Source organism: Exiguobacterium sp. s133 (assembly GCF_018618595.1).
GTDB lineage: Bacteria > Bacillota > Bacilli > Exiguobacteriales > Exiguobacteriaceae > Exiguobacterium_A > Exiguobacterium_A oxidotolerans.
Genome location: NZ_JACSMK010000002.1, coordinates 52155 through 72227, shown reverse-complemented (window position 1 = coordinate 72227; position 20073 = coordinate 52155). Strand labels below are relative to the sequence as shown.

Sequence of the window (20073 nt, the reverse complement as noted above, 5' to 3'; positions counted from 1 at the left end):
GAGGAGACGATATCATGAAGGCAGCAATCGTATATGCGTCAATGAGCGGTAACACAGAGGAGGTTGCGGAACTGATTGCGAAAGCCTGTTCCGACATGCACGTCGAACCAACGATGATGTTCGCTGATGATGTGACGACATATCAATTAGCACCTTATGATATCGTCTATTTTGGTTCTTACACATGGGGCGACGGTCAATTACCGGATGAAATGCGTGACTGCCTGAAGCTTGTCTTAAAGGAAAGTCCGCACAAAATTCCGCAAGCTGCCGTCTTCGGTACGGGCGATAAGATGTTCGTCAAGTACTGCCGCGCCGTTGATGAAATGGCCTACCATCTCGCGAAATTTGGTGTGCCGCTCGCCGGTGAACTGTTAAAAATCGAACAGTCACCACGGAATCGTCCGCATACCGTCAAAGAATGGACGAAACGAACGATCCTGCAATTACAGCAAGAAGGAGTCGAACAACATGGAACAGTTACAAAAGATCAAACTGCTTGATGCCCGCCATCCGAATCGTGCGACAGCGATTATCGGTGGGGAGACGAGTTCAATCGTCAACTGGAACGATATCGCCTATCCGCAGTTTTATTCAATCTATAAACAGCTTTTGTCGAACTTTTGGATTCCGGATGAGATTTCGATGTCAAAAGACATGCAACAGTGGAACCAGTTGAGTGAGCGAGAACAAGATGCGTTTGAACGGATCATCGGTCTGCTATCAATCTTAGACTCGGTCCAAACGCGTTACATCCTAGAGTCGGCGATGTTCACGTCAGATGCATCGATTCATGCAATTCTTGCGATCATCGCGCAACAGGAAGTCGTCCATAACCAGTCGTACAGCTATGTCTTATCGAGTCTCGTTCCACTTTCGGAACAAAACCGGATTTTCGATATCGCAAAAGATGACGATATGGTCATGAAGCGGAATGCCTTTATTCTTGATTTATATGAAGATTTCCAAAACGACCGGACACCGGAAAACTTTGCGAAATCACTCGTCGCATCAATCGTTCTTGAAGGAATCAACTTCTATTCTGGTTTTGCCTTCTTCTATAACTTAGCGCGTCATCAAAAAATGGTCGGAACGTCGACGATGATCAGTTACATCCAGCGAGACGAACTGCAACACTCGTACTTCATCAGTCAATTGTTGCGTGCCGTCTTGACGGAACACTCGGAAATCGATGCCGATGGTTCATTCACGAAGTTCGTGTATGCCACATTCGAGCGTGCCGTCGATCTCGAAATCGAGTGGAGTGAGTATGTCCTGCGTGACTTAGATGGACTAGATGTCAGTGAAATGCGTGATTACGTCAAATATCTCGCGAACAAGCGCCTTCGTGTCATTGGTCTCTCCCATCTCTATGAAGGACATGACGAGGACGTCATGCCGTGGATTCGTGCGTATTCGGATGACTCGATGAATGCGACGAAATCCGATTTCTTCGAACAAAAATCACGTTCGTATGCAAAAGTGACGGATGCGAACGGATTTGACGATTTGTAAGCCGAATAAAATGTAAGCAGAAAGAACTAACTGATGTAAATTTATCTACAAAATCAGTTAGTTCTTTTTCTAACGCCGAAAAAAACCGAAAATTTTGATTTTTAAGGGGGTGGTTCGAAAAGAACAAAAAAAAGCAGCTGCTAAAGCGCAACTGCTTTAATACGGCAGGAAAGAATGAGCCTTCAACTGCGCGTTGCGTTCGAAAAAGCATTGGCGTGCCTTTTCGAACAAGAATAGTATTATTGTGTTGTATTAAACAATACTACATATGCGTTTTTAGGTAAATCTCTTTATTATTTAATTAAAGTTGAATAGTGAATCTTCCCTGCTTAATAGGGAAGGAGTGGAACTCTCATGTGTAAAATTATTCCGCATTATAGAAATTCCCATTGGGTCTGCGGTCATTACCGTGGAAACAATTGGATTGACGCACACTTTCGTTCAGGTTCATTCGTAAATGGCCATTGCCAATTACGTTTCGACTTTTAATTGAGTAATCAATCTGAATTAAATTATGGTTGCTTCACTGTGAAATTTCATATAATCTAGGACAGGTGAGGTCATGCTCGACTCCTGCGGAAAAACAAGTTAATCATGACCCTGGAAGATGCAACGCATCTGAAGCGGCATGATGACTTGTCCGCGGAAAGCGAGCAGACCGGACGTGTCCTTTTCAGACTGTAGACAACGTGTTATCGGGAGATCAAGCGTCTTCTTTCGTTGCTTTCCTCGGGCGAGGCGCAAGCCGTTGCTCCTTAATCCTAACGGACAATGAGCAGGGTCTTGCCTGCCTCTGAAAGTGCGTTGAAAACGCACTTTTCCCGTAGGAGTCAACGAAACGTGACGCTTTTTAAGGAATACCATGAGGAAGATCCAGCCATGCAGACGCTTTAAAGACGAGGCGAGACAGGGAAGCGCGAACGGATTGCCTCTTGTTATCGCATGTTTACGCTTCTTAATCGTTTGTCTACACGTTGCTGTCTTTTTTACATATTTTTCTCTTTTCCTTTAATAAAAAAGCAAGAAAGCAAAAAAAAGGGCCGGACTCGAAAAGTCCGGCAGAATCAGGGGGAATACTTGAAGTCTTGCTACTAAAATGTTCCCTCGGAAAATAAAAAATAAACAATTTAAAAAATATTTTTTACCATCCGTAAAAAGTATGTTATTATAAGTTGATGAATTTAGTTAGGGAGTGTATAAACTATGGCAAACTTTGAAAAAGACCAAGTCGTTACTGGTAAAGTAACTGGTATTCAAAACTTCGGTGCTTTCGTAGCACTTGACGAGCAAACACAAGGTCTCGTCCACATCTCAGAAATCTCACACGATTACGTAAAAGACATCAACGATTACGTAAAAGTTGGCGATGAAGTAACTGTTAAAGTTCTCGACATCGACGAAGCTAACAAAAAAATGAAGCTTTCGATCAAAGCAACTCAGGAAGCTCCAAAACGCGAAGCACGCGCTAAAGGCCCACGCAAAAACGCTGGACGCCGCGATGCAGGTCCTGCTTTCAAACAAGAAGAAGCTCCTGGCTTCAACGTGTTAAAAGGCAAATTGGAAGAATGGATTGAAAAATCAAACTTCCAAAAATAAGAATCTTTAAGAGAATCGACATCGGTCGGTTCTCTTTTTTTTTACGTTATAAGCATTAAAATAGATGCGAAAGGGGAATGTGTGGATAATGTAAGATGTTCATTACTTATCGAGGGGGCAACACACAATGGAAAACTTTCAATATCGCAATCCAACGAAATTAATTTTTGGTGACGGTCAAGTCAGCCAAATCAAAGAAGAACTTAAAACACTAAATGCTAAGAAAGTCATGCTCGTCTTTGGTGGCGGAAGTATTAAACGCAACGGCGTCTATGACGACGTTACACGCGAACTGAACGAAGCAGGAATCGAATACGTCGAATGTGATGGCGTTGAACCAAACCCACGCATCGAAACAGCAGAGCGCGGCATTAAGATCGCACGTGAAGCAGGTGTTGATGCATTGCTCGCACTAGGTGGCGGTTCTGTCATCGACTGTACAAAACTGATCGCAGCAGGTATTCCGTATGAAGGTGAAGCATGGGATCTCGTCATCGGGAAAGCGACTCCGGAAACAGTCATTCCATTCGGTACCGTCTTGACACTTGCAGCAACCGGTTCAGAAATGAACTCTGGTTCTGTCATCACGAACTGGAAAACGCAAGAGAAATACGGTTGGGGTAGCCCGCTTACATTCCCGACGTTCTCAATCCTTGATCCAAAATACACGGTCAGTGTTCCAAAAGACCAAACGATTTACGGGATTGTCGACATGATGAGTCACTGTCTTGAGCAGTACTTCCACACAGCACACGCACCTGTCCAAGAACGGATGACAGAAGGCGTCATGAAAGCTGTCATCGAAGCAGCACCAAAACTCGTCAACGATCTTGAAAACATTGAACTTCGCGGAACGATTCTCTTCGCAGGTACGATGGCACTTAACGGCGTACTTCAAATGGGAGCACGCGGTGACTGGGCTTCACATAATATCGAGCATGCCGTCTCAGCGGTTCATGACATCCCACACGCAGGTGGTCTTGCAATCCTCTTCCCGAACTGGATGCGCCACGTGTTAGACGAGTCAAACGCACATCGTTTCGTCACACTCGGTGAAAACGTCTTTAACGTCGACACAGAAGGTAAATCAGAAATCGAAGCAGCTCATGCGACGATCGATGCAATCAGTGCATTCTGGACATCACTCGGTGCACCAAACCGTCTCGCGGACTACGACATTAAAGAAGATACAGTCGATTCAATCGTCAAGTCAGCAATGACACGCGGTGATTTCGGTAACTTCAAATCACTTGGTAATGAAGATGTTCGTGAAATCGTAACGGCAGCGTTATAAGTTTCTCTAACATTTGCTAATCTTTTCACAAAAGACTTGAACGACCTTCCTTCTTGCGTTTTAATGAGAAGGAAGGTCGCATTTGTTTGCGAATGAATAAGGAGGACGATGGAATGACAACGGTACGTTTTGATTATTCGAAAGCATTACAATTCGTAGGGCAACATGAAGTAGATTACATGGCAGACACGGTTAAGACATTACATGGAGCGATTCATAATGGCACAGGTGCCGGCAGCGACTTCCTCGGATGGGTCGACTTACCGACGAACTATGACAAAGCGGAGTTCGCTCGCATTCAAGAATCAGCTGAAAAAATCAAATCAGATTCAGACGTCTTGCTCGTCGTCGGAATCGGTGGATCTTACCTCGGAGCGCGTGCCGCAATCGAGATGTTAGGTCATTCCTTCCACAACCTGTTATCAAAAGACGAGCGGAAGGCGCCACAAATCATTTATGCGGGTCATAACATTTCATCGACGTATCTGCACGATTTATTTGAAGTGCTTGAAGGAAAAGACGTCTCGGTCAACATCATCTCTAAATCAGGGACGACGACGGAGCCGGCAATTTCATTCCGATTGTTGAAATCGTTCATGGAAGAGAAATACGGTCAGGCTGAAGCGAAAAACCGAATTTATGCAACGACGGACAAAGCACGTGGGGCGTTAAAAACACTTGCTGACTCAGAAGGATACCAGACGTTCGTCATTCCGGATGATGTCGGTGGACGTTTCTCTGTCTTGACACCGGTCGGTCTTTTGCCAATCGCTGCTGCTGGTATTTCAATCGAAGAATTGATGGCTGGCGCGCGTGACGCACAAGAGAAATTTGCGAACGAAAACCTGGCTGAAAATGAAGCATATCAATATGCTGTCGTCCGAAATGCATTATATGCAAAAGGAAAAACGATCGAGCTTCTCGTTAACTACGAACCAGCGTTACATTATGTATCAGAATGGTGGAAACAGTTGTACGGAGAATCAGAAGGAAAAGACTTCAAAGGGATCTTCCCGGCAGCGGTCGACTTCTCGACAGATTTACACTCGATGGGTCAATACGTGCAAGAGGGGCGTCGTGATTTGTTTGAGACGGTCATTAAAGTCGGTCAAGCGCGTCATGAATTGACGATTGAAAAAGATGCACAAGATCTTGACGGCTTGAACTTCCTCGAAGGGAAATCAATCCAATTCGTCAACGATAAAGCGGCAGAAGGGACGTTACTTGCTCATACAGATGGTCAAGTTCCGAACTTAACAGTCGAATTACCAGAGATGACGCCGTACCATCTCGGATTCTTGTTCTACTTCTTCGAAAAAGCTTGCGCGATGAGCGGTTATCTTCTTGGAGTTAACCCATTCGACCAACCGGGTGTTGAGGCATATAAGAAAAATATGTTCGCACTTCTCGGAAAACCTGGTTTTGAAGCAGAAAAAGCAGAGCTCGAAGCACGCTTGAAATAAGTTGGAAAGGCATCTCCTGGATGACAGGGGATGCCTTTTTTTGTCATTCTCCTCGATTCCTACGCACTTTCACTTTTAGAATGCTTTCGAAACAGGTAAAGTGAAGGTAGAAGAAGAAATGAGGTGCACGTACGTGATTAGATTTTTAGATTACTATCAAAATCAAGTTGAGTTGAGTTTCGATGATCATCCTTTCTCGACAAAACCTCTCCATGTCTGGGTCATTGCCGTGTACGAGGGGAAATGGCTATTGACGCATCATAAGCAGCGCGGGTACGAGTTTCCTGGGGGAAAAGTCGAACCGGGTGAAACAGCGGAAGAAGCGGCACGCCGGGAAGTGATGGAGGAGACAGGCGGTAGCATCGCAAGCCTCGCCTACATTGGTCAATATCGTGTCGAAGGACGAGGCGATACAATCATTAAGAATATCTACTTCGCCGAAATCGAATCACTCGTTCCGCATCTCGCTGTCGATGAGACAGACGGAGCCTTTTTGTTGGACGACCTCCCGCAGCGTCTTGACGCGAATCGAAAATACAGCTTTATGATGAAGGACCGTGTCCTTCCGGAGACACTTCGTGTACTCGCCGAACGCCGATTGGTTTGAATTGCCGAAGCAAGGTCCCTTCCGGACGTTTCGTATATACTATGAAACATCTGATCACGAACGGGTCGGTGCCTATGTCGTTTTACCGACACGTCCGAATGGGCAAGGGATGCTGTATTTACGTGGCGGGACACGTAATATCGGAATGGTTCGACCGACGCGACTGATGCAGTTTGCTCAAGCCGGATTTTTAGTCATGGCCCCTTTTTACCGAGGGAACTTAGGAGGCACAGGGAAGGAAGATTTTGGTCATCATGATATTCGTGATGCAACAGGGGCATATGATTGGTTAACCCGTCACGCGGAACGCGTCTCGGTGTTTGGCTTCTCTCGTGGTGGGCAGATGGCCTTGTTGTTGGCACATCATCGCCCGGTCGCGCGCACGGTCTCATGGGCAGGGGTGACGAATCTCGTCTGGACATATGAAGAACAGAGAACGATGCAAAAAATGTTACGCCGTTTCACGGGTGGATTGCCAGAGACGCAACAACAAGCGTATCAAATCCGTTCGCCGCTCTACGCCGCTCCACAAGGGCAAGTCTTGCTGATTCACGGACGGTACGATCAAAAGGTTCGCTTACGTCATGCAACGAATTATGCTGCGCGCTATCCGAGTCAGACGCGGCTTCGTATTTACGAGCAGGCCCATCAATTTCCGTTGCACGAAAAATTTGCTGTGACGAAGGAAATCATCGATTGGATGTTGCGCTGATGGAACATAGGATGTAGTCACCTCGAACAGCCGGGGTGACTTTTTTTAGGAAATCAGTAACATTGATATGTTTTAAAAAAGCATTTTTTAAACAAAAAACAATATTTGGTATACTAGAAAATATGAAGTGAACAATAGGGTGGAAGACAAAAGGGGAGAACGGGATGGAAATCTTGCTGGCACGACAACCAATCGTGAATCGATCCGGTGCCATCGATGCATTTGAATTATTATATCGTTCAGTGGAAGCGCCTGCTATTTTTGATGGTGAATTAGCGACGATGGACGTGTTGACGAATACGCTCGTCCATTTAGGTGTCGATCGAGTGGCAGAAGGAAAACGTTTATTCATCAATTTCACCGGTGATTTATTACAAGGTGAGCTGATTGATCACTTAGATCCGGAACGATTTGTCATCGAGGTGCTTGAGACCGTCGTCATCGATTCACATATGCTGTCGGTTTTGAAAAAATGGAAAGAGGCTGGATTTCAATTGGCCTTGGATGATTTCGTGACGGATTTATTACGAAATCATGGTCCAGAGTTGTTTGATTTAATTGATTTAATAAAAATTGATATCGAAGCAATCAACCCACGTGAACAAAGTGCGATTTTACATATCGTTAAACGAAACTATCCGCATATCCGTTTGTTGGCAGAGCGTGTCGAAACGCATGAAGATCATCTTCGTAGTTTGAGCATGGGGTACGACTGGTTCCAAGGCTATTTTTATGCAAAACCGATGTTGATGAAAGGGAAGGCTGTTCCGCCACAATTGCCTGTATTGTTAAAGATGTTGAAGTGGCTCGAATCAGATGAGTATTATGACCAAGTCGTCGATGAAATCGAAGGAAATCCATACATTAGTGTGCAAGTCCTCCAGCTCATCAATTCTCCCGGGATTGGTCTTCGAAATACCGTCGAATCCGTTCGTCAAGCGATTTCACTACTCGGGTTTTCACAACTTAAAAGTTGGATTTCGTTAATCGTTTTACGAGAGATGCGACTTGCGAGTCCGTACAAGTGGTCAGACGAGTTGTTGCGTTCTTCACTGCATTGTGCCAAGTTATGCGAGTTATTTGCACTTGAAACAAAGACGTTACGTCCGGAAAGTGCCTACATGATTGGCTTACTCTCGCATATCGATGCATTACTGTCAGTCGATATTGATGAAATCATTGATCAATTACCAATCGAGTCGACGTTGAAAATCGTGTTACAAGGAAAAGATCATCCGTTTCGTGATTGTTTATTGCTCGCGATTAGTGCCGACCGTGGTGAATTTGAACAGTTTGAAAAACTAACCCATCGTTTTGGTATTTCAAAACAGCGTGCCTATGCACTATTAAAAGAGAGTCAAGATTGGTTGACTAAAAAAGAACTTCATTTGCAACCGGATGAAGAAGATTCAATCGTCTGATGGACGTTAAAAGGCACCAGCTCACTGAACATACAGTGTCTGGTGCCTTTTAATTATCTTAATTTAATTAAACACGTGGCCCTGCTGATTTGATTTCAGTAGTTGCACTGTCGAACCGTGTGAAATTTTGTTTGAATTTAGTCGCCAAAGCCCGTGCTTGTTGTTCATACGCATCAGCATCCGACCAAACTTTGACAGGGTTGAGCAAGTCGCTTGGGACACCAGGGACTTCGAGCGGCATGTGTAGCCCGAAAATCGGATGCTCTTCCGTCGGGATATCAGCGAGTGTGCCGTTGACAGCTGCATTGACCATCGTCCGTGTATATGCAAGCTTCATCCGACTTCCCGTCCCATATGCGCCACCCGTCCAGCCTGTATTGACGAGGTAAACCGTGACACCGTGCCGGTCGATGAGCTCACCGAGCATCGTTGCATATTTTTCAGGAATGAGCGGTAAGAAGGGTGAACCGAAGCATGTCGAGAATGTCGCTTCCGGTTCTGTTACGCCACGCTCTGTCCCGGCTAACTTCGATGTATACCCGGATAAGAAGTGATACATCGCTTGCTCCTTCGTCAACTTACTGATTGGCGGCAGGACGCCGTAAGCATCAGCTGTTAAAAAGACAATTGTTTTCGGATGTCCGGCGCGTGATGGTACTGCAATATTATCAATCGCTGTAATCGGATAAGCGGCCCGTGTGTTTTCCGTTTTTGACGTATCATCATAGTCAGGAATTCGTGCATCATCGAGGACGACGTTTTCAAGGACAGTGCCAAACCGAATCGCATCAAAGATTTGTGGTTCTTTTTCACGCGATAGGTTGACCGTTTTTGCGTAACAGCCACCTTCGATATTGAAGACGCCGTCGTTGGACCACCCGTGCTCATCGTCACCAATCAATTGACGACTGTCGTCAGCAGACAGTGTGGTCTTACCAGTACCGGATAATCCGAAGAATAAGGCGACGTCACCCTCATGACCGACGTTAGCCGAGCAATGCATCGATAAGACGTCTCGTTGAGGTAAAAGGTAGTTCATGACAGAGAAAATCGATTTTTTGATTTCGCCCGCATATTCTGTTCCACCGATTAAGACAATCCGATGTTCGAATGACATGGCGATGAACGTTTCGGAATTCGTTCCATCGACTTTCGGATCTGCTTTGAAGTGAGGCGCATAAATAACCGTGAAAGGCTCAAAAGCAGCTTCTGTCGGATATTCACGCAAAAATAGTTGTTTTGCAAACAAATTATGCCAAGCATATTGTGTCACGATCCGAACCGGAAGGGTAAAATGAGTGTCTGCACCAGCAGCAGCTTCTGTGTAGTAGAGCTGATCTGCTTCATTCATGTAGCGAAGAACTTTTTGTAAAAGTTGCTCGAAGTTGTCTGCTTCCATCGGTTGATTGACATGGCCCCAATCGATATGTGACTCGCATGACTGATCGCGAACAATGAACTTGTCTTTAGGTGAACGACCTGTAAATTTCCCCGTTTCTACAGACAGAGCGCCATTTTCAGCAAGAACCCCTTCTTCGTTACGAATTGCATGTTCGACTAGCTCAGCAACAGATAGTTGTTTGAACACATGCTCCTTCTTGAGTAGCTCTTCGATATTCAGGACCGTCATCGGCATCCTGACCCCACCTTTCCCCTACGTTGGTTTAGCTCTGACATTTAGTATGACACATTTATTATATATGACATACTAAAGGATGAGCAATCCTTTTTTAGCGCTGATTTCTATTTATTTGGAAACGCTTTCAGCATTAACAGTTTAACATCTCTTCGGGAAAGTTTCGACTAGAAATTAAAACGTAGCTTGACAGAGTGGTCACAACTTTATATCATGTAATTCGTAACGGATACTCTTATTCTGAGCAGGTGGAGGGAACAAGGCCCGAAGAAACCCGGCAACCGTCCTACATTAAGAATTCTATTAATGAAGGAAAAGGTGCTCTCCTGAAGCGAAGTAAACACTTCGAACGATAAGAGGGTAAAGGAAGAACGCACAACCTTTCCCTGACCATTTTTTGGACATGGAGAGGTTTTTTTTCATTTTACCGTCCCACTCAACTAGGGGAAATGAGTACACCGTCAAATTCTTTTTTGGGAGGGTCAAACATGACAAACCTTAATCGCCGACTATTTACGTCGGAGTCAGTTACTGAAGGTCACCCGGATAAAATCTGTGACCAAATCTCGGATTCTATCTTAGATGCAATCCTCGCAGCCGATCCGAATGCTCGTGTCGCTGCTGAAACATCTGTCACGACAGGACTTGTCCTCGTCGCAGGTGAAATCACGACATCGACTTATGTCGATATCCCGAAAGTCGTTCGCGAAACAATTCGTGAGATTGGCTATACACGCGCTAAATATGGTTTCGATGCAGACACTTGTGCTGTATTGACTTCAATCGATGAGCAATCAGCAGATATCGCTCTCGGTGTTGACCAAGCGCTTGAAGCACGCGAAGGTAACATGTCAGATGAAGAAATCGATGCAATCGGTGCAGGGGACCAAGGTCTCATGTTCGGTTATGCAACGAAAGAAACGCCTGAATTGATGCCACTTCCGATCTCACTTTCACACAAACTTGCTCGTCGTCTCGCAGAAGTCCGTAAAACTGGACAACTTGACTACCTCCGTCCGGATGGTAAGACGCAAGTAACTGTAGAATACAATGAGAACAACGAACCGGTTCGTGTCGATACAATCGTCATCTCAACACAACATGCAGAAGAAGTGACGCTTGAGCAAATCCAAGCAGACCTGAAAGAGCATGTCATCGCACCTGTGATTCCATCAGAATACATCGATGCGGAAACAAAGTTCTTCATTAACCCGACAGGTCGCTTCGTCATCGGTGGACCACAAGGTGATGCAGGATTAACTGGACGTAAAATCATCGTTGATACGTATGGTGGCTATGCACGTCATGGCGGCGGCGCATTCTCTGGTAAAGATCCAACAAAAGTTGACCGTTCTGCAGCATATGCAGCACGTTACGTCGCGAAAAACCTCGTAGCTTCTGGTCTTGCAGATAAAGCAGAAGTTCAACTTGCGTATGCGATTGGTGTCGCGCACCCAGTATCGATTGCAGTTGATACGTTTGGAACAGGTAAACTTCCAGAAGCACAACTCGTCGAACTCGTTGCCGAAAATTTCGATCTTCGCCCAGCAGGGATCATCAAGATGCTTGATCTTCGCCGTCCGATTTATCGTCAGACAGCAGCTTATGGTCATTTCGGTCGTACAGATATCGAATTACCATGGGAGCAAACTGATAAAGCAGCAATTCTTGAAGAACAAGCGAAACGATTCGCTTAATTTTCAGTTCAGAAGCAGACTCGCACGAGTTTGTTTCTGAACTTTTTTTGTTTGTCTCGAATTTTGGAGGGAAACGAATGATTTTTCTAGAACAGGGTAAAAGAACATGTACCGGTAAACGGAAAAAAGGGGGAGTCCGATATGGAGATACGCGAAGCAATTCCTACTGATGCGGCACGCATTCATGATATTGCCATCACCTCTTGGATGGATACGTATGAAGAGATTTACTCGGAAAGCTCGAAAGCCCATTTCGTACAAGAGGCGTATCCGCAAGAAGAAGTCGTTCGAGCAATTCGGACGGCGGAGGAAGCGCGGGGAGAATATTTCAATGTCGCCATTATCGAGGAAGAAATCGTCGGTTTCATCCATGCAATCGATGTTGACGGCACGTGGGAAATCGTTCGCTTGTACGTACTACCGAAATATCAACAAAATGGGATTGGGCGAAAGTTGATTCGTGAACTTGAACACCAAGGTGCTTCCCCAATTGAAGTCTACGTTGAATCAAGAAATTATAAAGCGCGCCAGTTTCTAGTCTCTTTCGGTTTTAAAGAAGAAAGTGAAACGACTGAAGAAATTTTCGGTCAAGTGGAACCTGTGACACGCTTAAAGCGTATATATGAATGAAAATCCAACTTAAGATGGTTTTGACATCAAGATGTAAACGTTATAATACAGAGATACTTGTATGAAGAGGTGAGTTTGTGGAAGATCAAGCAACAGGAATTATCGTACTTGTCTATCCCCTTCAACTGCGAGCGACGCCGAGCGATGCGTTAATTCGAGTCCTTGAAAAGGATTATGAAGTGTTACGTGTAGATGCTCCGCGCCGGATATCGCTTGAGGAACATCAACAACTGCTGAAGGATGCTTTACGAGAAGCCGGAAAACGAAAGTTACCGATTCATATCATCGCCTGCAGCATGGGCGCACTCGTCGTCAACCGGCTACTGCAGGAATATGAATTGCCGATTGCGAGTTTGTCGTATATTTCGCCGTTATTTGATTGGCATAATTCAAAACAACTCGGTGGCGTCAAACAAGTATTTGCAAGTGCATTCGATCGTTTTCGACCGGATGCGCCACTCGGGATGTTGCCGTTTGGTCAAAATAGTGAAGATACGGCACGTCTCGGTGAGTTGACATATGCACAGTACCGGGAGATTGAAGAAGAAATCGTCTTACATGATGAAGAGCGGAAGAAACTACCGCGAGTCAACCTCGCTTGTTTTTATGCACCGGACGATCAATTCGCGGACGTAAAATATACGTTAGAGATTTGCCGGAAAATGGGTGGCGATCAAATCTATCTTCAACGGCTCCATGGATTTCCGCATTTCAGCTTTGAACGTCTCAATACGCGGTTCGCTGAAAAATTATTGCTTTTTTTGAAGATGGTTGAGGAATGACAAAAAAGACGCTGTCGTGCTGACAGCGTCTTTTGCTATTAATCGAGTGTTTGCTTTTTTAATTTTTTTTCGATGGCGATGATGAAAGGTGGATTGTTTTGTTGATTGAGAAAACGATACTGTAAGACGGCGTAGTCTTGCTGCGAAAGACTTTCGACATAATCGAGAACAGCATCCCGTTCACGTCTTCCTTCTACATGTCCATGATAGATGACGAGGACGATTAAACCGCCGGGTACGAGGACGGGTAACAAAGCACCTAGCGCTTCTAACGTATCTTCACCGGTCGTCGTGACGGACTTGTCACTTCCTGGTAAATAACCAAGATTGAAAACGCCCGCTCGAATCGGACGGGCTTCATTAACGAGGCGTGCGCCAACATGAATATGACTTTCGTGGTAAAGATCGACCCACTCTTTGACGTGAGCGGTTTCTAGACGACGTTTCGTTTCTTCAATCGCTTGTTCTTGTACATCGAAGGCGATGACACGACCGTCTGGTCCGACTTGTTCCGCAAGAAACAAGGTATCGTGACCATTTCCGGCAGTCATATCGACGACACAATCTCCTTCGTGGATGACAGATTCTAAGAGTTCTTTGGCATAAGGTAAGACGCGGGCTAGTGACATGGGTTCAGACTCCTGTTCAAGTAAGATTATTCTTTGTTCGTTCATCACGTATTCTTTTGTTCCTGATTATACCATTATTCCGATAATTCATTCAAAATGAAGTTTCTTGACAGAGCACAGAACAATTTCGTAAAGTGGCAAGGGTGAGAACTATATTGGAGGACACCTATTATGCCGAAATTACCTCGTGCGGTCTGGATCCTCGTGTTGGCGATGGCGATCAATACGACAGGAGCCTCTTTTTTATGGCCGTTTAATACATTATATATTCATGAATACTTAGGCGAATCCATGACCAAGGCAGGAATGGCCTTGTTCGTCAACTCTGCGCTCGCAATCGTCGGAAATTACATGGGTGGAAAAGCGTTTGATCGTTTAGGTGGGAAGCGGACGCTCATCATCAGTGTCATCGGACTCGTGATTGCTTCGATTGGTCTGCTGTTGTTCCATCAGACATTCATTGGTTATGTGACGATGCTTGGATTGATCGGTTTCGTCGGGGGGATGGTGTTCCCGACGATTTACGCATTAACCGGTCTGATTTGGCCAAAAGGCGGACGACGTGCCTTTAATGCAATCTATGTAGCACAAAACGTTGGAGTTGCGCTCGGTACGGCAGTCAGTGGTCAAATTGCTGCGATTGATATTCAATTTATCTTCATCGCGAACTTATTGCTCTATGTAGTGTTTGCGATTGTTCTGTTCATAGGTTTGAACTGGATTCAGGCGCCGCAGGTTAAACGACAAAAAGAGTTTACGACGGAAGAAGTCCGTGAGCCGTTATCGAAGGAGTCGGTTCGGACGATGCTCTACGTTTCAGTCGGGTATGCGTTGCTTTGGTTCGTTTACGTACAATGGCAAGGAACGTTTGCCGTCCACACGAAATCACTTGGTGTGACGATTTCCGAGTACTCGATTTTATGGACAATCAATGGAGCATTAATCGTCTTCGCACAACCGCTCTTGACGCCGATTTTAAGATGGTTCGGAGATGATTTAAAACGTCAATTATTGACGGGAACGGGCATCTTCTTATTATCCTATCTCATCGTACCGTTTGCTGAAGGTTTTGAAATGTTTCTTGTTGCGATGGTCATTTTAACGGTTGGAGAGATGTTCATCTGGCCAGCTGTCCCTGCGATGGCGGCACGACTTGCACCGATCGGTAAAGAAGGGGAATTCCAAGGGTACGTCAACATTGCGGCTTCCGCTGGACGGATGATTAGTCCGACGGTCGGTGGATTGATTTACGATTTATCTGGAATGAACGCAGTCTTCTTGACGCTAATCGGATTAATTTTACTTGCAGGTATCGTATTTGTTCGAGCAATTCCTAAAATCAATTAAGATATCTTAGACCAACTGTTTCGAAAATGAAATAGTTGGTCTTTTTTTTGCTGGACGGAATAAAAAAAATCAAATAGGGTAATAATTTAAAGAGGTAAAATTTAATTAATTAACCAAATTAAAGAAATTTAATTTTATTTTTATGGTCTTTTTTTTAACAGGAGGTGTACCAGAATGGCAAAGTGCGTTTTCATCGACGATCAAGCAACTTGGACAGCACTTATTTGCAATCAGCCGCTAGACATCTTTTACAGTTATGAATACGTTATGTTAAATGCACGAGAAGGGGAACATCCCGGGTTGATTTATTTTCAAGGAGAGGCCGGGAAACTGTTTTATCCTTTCTTAAAACGAGCTATTTTTGATACGGAGTATTGGGATTTGATTACTCCATACGGATATGGCGGCCCTGAAGTGGTGGGTGATTTGACTGAAAAAGAGTGGGCAGAGGCTCGAACTTCCTTTTATGACTGGGCGTTGCAGAAAAAGATTGTCACAGAGTTGATCCGATACAATCCGTTGACTGAAAATCAGCGGTTTGCGCACCACTGGACGCAAAAAGAATTTATTCGACATACTACGAGTATCGACTTACGACCATCCGTAGAAGAAATTACACAGACATTTCATAAAAAGACGCGGAGTATGGTTCGGAAATCATTGGCTTCTGACTTAGTTGTCCGACGAGGGACACACGAAGATTTACAATCATTCATTCAGTTGTATTATCAGACGATGGACCGAAAGGATGCCTCGAGCCATTACTACTTTTCTCGAGACTACTTCGAACAGTTATTTGAGTCGACGAGCCTCTGTACGCCGCTCCTCTTGATTGCAGAACTTAACGAGGAAATCATCGGAGGTTACTTCGTTTTACTTGGCCGAGAATTTGCACATGGTCATTTGATTGGCTGTAAGCGGGATGAACATAAGGTCTATCCAAATCAACGGTTAGAATTTGAGGCTATTTTATGTGCGAAAGATGCCGGGTTGGTCGAACAGCATTTAGGTGGCGGGTATAAAGAGCGTGATAGCCTGTTCGAGAGTAAGTGTCGCTATACGGGCTATCGTTTATTTGAATATCATTTAGGAAAAAATGTTCTACTGCCTGCTCAATATGAACAACTGTGCCAGCTCTATGGAGACGGAGAGTTGGAACATTATTTTCCGGGATATCGTTCGCAACCAACACTGATTTCGAAATGATAAAAACGACAGTCCATCACTGTCGTTTTTTTTGTTAAAATCAAAAAAAGGAGTGAATGGGATGCAAACGAGGGGTTTAATCTTCGATATGGATGGCGTCATTTTAGATAGTGAAATTCGCTACTTTGGGGTACATAAAAAAATGTTTCATCAACTCGGGATTCCACTTGATTTAGTTCAATATGCGACCTTCATGGGTAAGACGGGCGACGAGATGTGGCAGGAATTAATTGAACAACATCGCTTACCGCATCAAACGGATGTGTTACTTGCACAGGAACATGACTTATTTCAACAACACGCCAAGCCGGAAGACTGTGGATTAAAGGAAGGAGTTCATGAGTTGATGAGTATCGCTCGAAGCGAAGGTTACGGGATTGCAATTGCATCATCGAGTTCGCTTGAAAAAATTGAACGCGTCATCGCATTTTATGGGTTGACAGTCGACGCCTACACGAGCGGTTTTGAAGTCCCGCGCTCTAAACCGGACCCAGCTATCTTCGAGCTGACAGCAAAACGGATGGGTCTCGCCCCAGAGTCATGTATCGTCATTGAGGACGCGGCGAACGGCATGATGGGGGCGAAAAAAGCTGGGATGGAAGTCATCGCGTTACTCGACGACCGGATGCCGGGGCAGATGTTACATCACGCGGATCATCAGGTTTCAACACATGCTGCGATTGGAGAAATTTTACGGAAACGTTGACGGTTGATTAAGATTCAGATTAAACTAACTAATAGATAGTCAGATGCAACGAACTGAAGTAGTAGTGGAGACATTCCGTTTAGAGAACTGGTGGGTGGTGCAAACCAGTCGGAACTGTCCATGAACTCGTCAGGGAGCATGATTCGTGAACAACGAGTAGCGAATCCGGTCCTTCACACCGTTATCTGTGAGTCAAGCGGTCTGTCATTGACAGACAACGTGGGTGGTACCGCGGAAGCCAAACCGGTCTTTCGTCCCTATTCTTAGGGGCGGAGGACCGGTTTTTTTAATCAGAGGAGGAAGAATAGATGTCGTATAATCATCGTGAGATTGAACCAAAATGGCAAGCGCGCTGGGAACAGGATAACGCGTTCGTAACGACGGAAGACCCAAGTAAGGAAGGCTTTTATGCCCTCGACATGTTTCCTTATCCATCGGGAGCAGGACTGCATGTCGGACACCCGGAAGGATACACGGCAACGGATATCCTCGCTCGCATGAAACGGATGCAAGGGTATAACGTCCTTCACCCAATGGGATGGGATGCGTTCGGACTCCCGGCAGAACAGTATGCACTCGATACGGGGAATGACCCGCGTGAGTTCACGGCACAAAATATTGAAACGTTCAAACGTCAGTTGAAAGACCTCGGTTTTTCATATGATTGGGACCGTGAAATCAATACGACGGATCCGAAATACTACAAATGGACACAGTGGATCTTTACACAACTGTACGAAAAAGGACTTGCGTTCGTCGATGAAGTGGCAGTCAACTGGTGCCCGGCACTTGGAACGGTCCTTGCGAATGAAGAAGTCATCGATGGATTGTCTGAACGTGGAAATCATCCCGTCGTCCGTGTCCCGATGCGCCAGTGGGTCCTTAAGATTACGGAATACGCGGACCGTCTCCTCGACGATTTAGATGAACTCGATTGGCCGGAGTCGGTGAAAGAAATGCAGCGGAACTGGATTGGTAAATCGGAAGGTGCGGAAATCGACTTTACGATTGACGGCCACAAAAAACAAGTCACGGTCTTCACGACACGTCCGGATACAGTCTTCGGCGCAACGTACCTCGTCTTAGCACCGGAGCATCCATTCGTCGCGGACATCATGACAGCAGAACATCAGGCAGCAGTCGAACGTTATATCGCGTCTGTTCAGACGAAATCGGATCTTGAACGGACGGATCTTGCAAAAGAGAAGACAGGTGTCTTCACGGGTGCGTTCGCCGTCAACCCGATTTCTGGCGAACGTCTTCCGATCTGGATTGCCGACTATGTTCTTGCGACGTATGGAACAGGTGCCATCATGGCCGTTCCGGCACATGACGAACGCGATCATGAGTTTGCGAAACAGTTTGACCTTCCAATCATCGAAGTCGTAAAAGGCGGAAATGTCGACGAAGCAGCGTATACGGGAGAAGGGGAGCATGTCAATTCACAAATGCTCGACGGTCTCTCGAAGGCGGACGCAATCGAAACCATCATCGCGGAACTCGAAACGAACCAAGTCGGACGGAAGAAAATTACGTATCGTCTGCGTGACTGGCTCTTTAGCCGTCAACGCTATTGGGGCGAGCCGATTCCAGTCGTCCATATGGAAGATGGAACGATGAAGACGCTGGATAAAGAAGAGTTGCCGCTTGAACTTCCGATGATTCCTGAAATCAAACCGTCGGGAACAGGAGAGTCGCCGCTTGCTCTTGCAGAAGAGTGGCTCGACTATACGGATCCTGTGACAGGGATGAAAGGACGCCGCGAAACGAACACGATGCCACAATGGGGCGGTAGCTGCTGGTACTACCTTCGTTTCATCGATCCGCATAATGAAGAGGCACTCGCGGATCCGGAGAAATTAAAATACTGGCTTCCGGTCGATATTTATATCGGTGGGGCAGAACATGCGGTCCTTCACTTACTGTACGCACGTTTCTGGCACAAAGTGTTATACGACATCGGCGTTGTTCCGACAAAAGAGCCATTCCAAAAGCTGTATAACCAAGGGATGATTCTTGGCGAAAACAACGAAAAAATGTCGAAATCACGCGGGAACGTCATCAATCCGGATGAAATCGTCAAATCACACGGAGCAGATACGCTTCGTCTGTACGAAATGTTCATGGGACCACTCGATGCGTCCGTATCTTGGTCGGAAAATGGGCTCGACGGTGCACGTCGCTTCCTTGACCGCGTCTGGCGTTTGTTCGAACGGACTGCAGACATTCAAGATGTCGAGACGGTTGATGCCGACTTTGAACGTGTCTATCACCAGACCGTCAAGAAAGTGACGGAAGACTTCTCGAACATTCAATTCAACACAGGGATTTCGCAGTTGATGGTCTTCGTCAACGAAGCGAACAAACAGCAAGTGTTACCGCGTCACTTCCTTCGTGGATTCATTCAGTTGTTGACACCAGTCGCACCTCACCTCGGGGAAGAGTTATGGGAGCAACTAGGGTTTGAAGAGACATTAACGTATGCGGCATGGCCGACATATGATGAAACGAAACTCGTCAGTGATACGATAGAGTTCGTCATTCAAGTCAACGGAAAAGTCCGTTCAAAATTGACAATCAGTATCGACGCAACAAAAGAAGAAATCGAAGCACTCGCTTTTGCAGATGAAAAAACAAAAGAGTGGATTGGCGACAAGACGGTTCGTAAAGTCATCGTCGTACCGAAAAAGCTCATCAATATCGTAGCAAACTAATACGAATCCCCTTGCCCATGTAGTCATGGGGGAAGGGGATTGTTTTTGAATTCAGTCTCGCGTCCGCTTTTTTTTTAGTGCGCCTTCTGCTACACTGAATCAGAAACCGAGAGAGAAA

Annotated in this window: 17 protein-coding genes, 1 riboswitch and 1 other annotated feature; of the genes, 15 read left to right on the top strand and 2 right to left on the bottom strand. The window is 45.5% G+C overall.

Annotated features, from left to right (window positions below; genetic code table 11):
- The first annotated feature begins 14 nt into the window (after positions 1–14).
- From KNP96_RS02925 to KNP96_RS02890, 8 genes are all read left to right on the top strand, one after another.
- A complete protein-coding gene (locus KNP96_RS02925) occupies positions 15–503 on the top strand; it encodes a flavodoxin domain-containing protein (RefSeq protein ID WP_029331225.1) in 489 nt (162 codons plus the stop codon).
- Positions 472–1515 carry a ribonucleotide-diphosphate reductase subunit beta gene (locus KNP96_RS02920; RefSeq protein ID WP_214768780.1) on the top strand — a complete coding sequence of 348 codons (1044 nt, stop codon included), beginning with the start codon at positions 472–474 and terminating at the stop codon, positions 1513–1515. Before KNP96_RS02925 ends, KNP96_RS02920 begins: the two co-directional genes overlap by 32 nt.
- A 1203-nt stretch (positions 1516–2718) precedes the next feature.
- Positions 2719–3111, top strand: coding sequence for a S1 domain-containing post-transcriptional regulator GSP13 (gene yugI / locus KNP96_RS02915; protein WP_012371159.1), 393 nt, complete (start codon positions 2719–2721; stop codon positions 3109–3111).
- Positions 3112–3238: 127 nt separating this feature from the next.
- Positions 3239–4405: an iron-containing alcohol dehydrogenase gene (locus KNP96_RS02910; RefSeq protein WP_214768778.1), complete on the top strand. Its 1167-nt coding sequence runs from the start codon at positions 3239–3241 to the stop codon at positions 4403–4405.
- Between the two features lie 113 nt (positions 4406–4518).
- Positions 4519–5868, top strand: coding sequence for a glucose-6-phosphate isomerase (locus tag KNP96_RS02905; RefSeq protein WP_029331222.1), 1350 nt, complete (start codon positions 4519–4521; stop codon positions 5866–5868).
- Positions 5869–6001: 133 nt separating this feature from the next.
- Positions 6002–6475: an RNA deprotection pyrophosphohydrolase gene (ytkD, locus tag KNP96_RS02900; RefSeq protein ID WP_029331221.1), complete on the top strand. Its 474-nt coding sequence runs from the start codon at positions 6002–6004 to the stop codon at positions 6473–6475.
- The gene (locus KNP96_RS02895; protein ID WP_239456741.1) at positions 6447–7187 is read left to right on the top strand and encodes an alpha/beta hydrolase family protein; all 741 of its coding nucleotides are present in this window, start codon (positions 6447–6449) and stop codon (positions 7185–7187) included. Before ytkD ends, KNP96_RS02895 begins: the two co-directional genes overlap by 29 nt.
- Before the next feature lie 164 nt (positions 7188–7351).
- A complete protein-coding gene (locus KNP96_RS02890) occupies positions 7352–8608 on the top strand; it encodes an EAL and HDOD domain-containing protein (RefSeq protein ID WP_088837664.1) in 1257 nt (418 codons plus the stop codon).
- A gap of 67 nt (positions 8609–8675) precedes the next feature.
- On the opposite strand, the gene pckA is transcribed toward KNP96_RS02890, so the two are convergent.
- The gene (gene pckA, locus KNP96_RS02885; protein ID WP_214768776.1) at positions 8676–10244 is read right to left on the bottom strand and encodes a phosphoenolpyruvate carboxykinase (ATP); all 1569 of its coding nucleotides are present in this window, start codon (positions 10242–10244) and stop codon (positions 8676–8678) included.
- 232 nt (positions 10245–10476) lie between these two features.
- Positions 10477–10603: riboswitch (SAM riboswitch) on the top strand.
- A gap of 129 nt (positions 10604–10732) precedes the next feature.
- Between pckA and metK the strand changes: the two genes are divergently transcribed.
- From metK to KNP96_RS02870, 3 genes are all read left to right on the top strand, one after another.
- A complete protein-coding gene (metK, locus tag KNP96_RS02880) occupies positions 10733–11941 on the top strand; it encodes a methionine adenosyltransferase (protein WP_088837662.1) in 1209 nt (402 codons plus the stop codon).
- Positions 11942–12082: 141 nt separating this feature from the next.
- Positions 12083–12571 carry a GNAT family N-acetyltransferase gene (locus KNP96_RS02875; RefSeq protein WP_088837661.1) on the top strand — a complete coding sequence of 163 codons (489 nt, stop codon included), beginning with the start codon at positions 12083–12085 and terminating at the stop codon, positions 12569–12571.
- A 77-nt stretch (positions 12572–12648) separates the two neighbouring features.
- On the top strand, positions 12649–13353 hold the full coding sequence (locus tag KNP96_RS02870; protein WP_088837660.1) for an alpha/beta fold hydrolase: 705 nt from the start codon (positions 12649–12651) through the stop codon (positions 13351–13353).
- A gap of 38 nt (positions 13354–13391) precedes the next feature.
- Here KNP96_RS02870 and mnmM read toward each other — a convergent pair whose 3' ends face one another.
- Complete coding sequence (gene mnmM / locus KNP96_RS02865; RefSeq protein ID WP_157898525.1) at positions 13392–14027, bottom strand: tRNA 5-(aminomethyl)-2-thiouridylate-methyltransferase MnmM; 636 nt, start codon at positions 14025–14027, stop codon at positions 13392–13394.
- 126 nt (positions 14028–14153) lie between these two features.
- Here mnmM and KNP96_RS02860 point away from each other — a divergent pair, with 126 nt between their 5' ends.
- The 4 genes from KNP96_RS02860 to leuS all read left to right on the top strand — a co-directional run bounded on the left by KNP96_RS02860 (position 14154) and on the right by leuS (position 19955).
- Positions 14154–15329, top strand: coding sequence for an MDR family MFS transporter (locus KNP96_RS02860; protein ID WP_088837658.1), 1176 nt, complete (start codon positions 14154–14156; stop codon positions 15327–15329).
- Positions 15330–15503: 174 nt separating this feature from the next.
- On the top strand, positions 15504–16535 hold the full coding sequence (locus tag KNP96_RS02855) for a peptidoglycan bridge formation glycyltransferase FemA/FemB family protein (RefSeq protein ID WP_214768774.1): 1032 nt from the start codon (positions 15504–15506) through the stop codon (positions 16533–16535).
- Between the two features lie 61 nt (positions 16536–16596).
- Entirely contained in the window at positions 16597–17241 is a 645-nt protein-coding gene (locus tag KNP96_RS02850) for an HAD family hydrolase (protein ID WP_088837655.1), read from the top strand.
- Between the two features lie 39 nt (positions 17242–17280).
- Positions 17281–17503, top strand: a binding site (T-box leader).
- Between the two features lie 46 nt (positions 17504–17549).
- The gene (leuS, locus tag KNP96_RS02845; protein ID WP_214767963.1) at positions 17550–19955 is read left to right on the top strand and encodes a leucine--tRNA ligase; all 2406 of its coding nucleotides are present in this window, start codon (positions 17550–17552) and stop codon (positions 19953–19955) included.
- Positions 19956–20073: the final 118 nt, after the last annotated feature.